Source organism: Kitasatospora papulosa (assembly GCF_000717245.1).
GTDB classification, from domain to species: Bacteria; Actinomycetota; Actinomycetes; order Streptomycetales; family Streptomycetaceae; genus Streptomyces; species Streptomyces papulosus.
The window spans coordinates 1-300 of the sequence record NZ_JNYQ01000082.1; the positions used below are offsets into that span (position 1 = coordinate 1).

Consider the following 300-nt stretch of genomic DNA (forward strand, 5'->3'; position numbering starts at 1 on the left):
CTGGGTTGATAGGCCAGATGTGGAAGCCCGGTAACGGGTGGAGCTGACTGGTACTAATAGGCCGAGGGCTTGTCCTCAGTTGCTCGCGTCCACTGTGTTGTTCCCAGGCCACGAACAGTCGTGCTGGTTGAACAGTTTCACTACTTAATTGAAAAGTGTGCTTGTTCGCTAAGTGCCGATCTCCGCATTGCGGAGTGGCCGATAGTGTTTCGGTGGTCATTGCGTTAGGGAAACGCCCGGTTACATTCCGAACCCGGAAGCTAAGCCTTTCAGCGCCGATGGTACTGCAGGGGGGACCCT

Annotated in this window: 2 rRNA genes; both read left to right on the forward strand. The window is 55.3% G+C overall.

From position 1 onward, the window contains the following. Window positions 1-77: ribosomal RNA gene (locus IA22_RS0133810) — 23S ribosomal RNA — on the forward strand; the annotation flags it as partial. 131 nt (window positions 78-208) lie between these two features. Next, window positions 209-300, forward strand: a 5S ribosomal RNA gene (gene rrf / locus IA22_RS0133815); the annotation flags it as partial.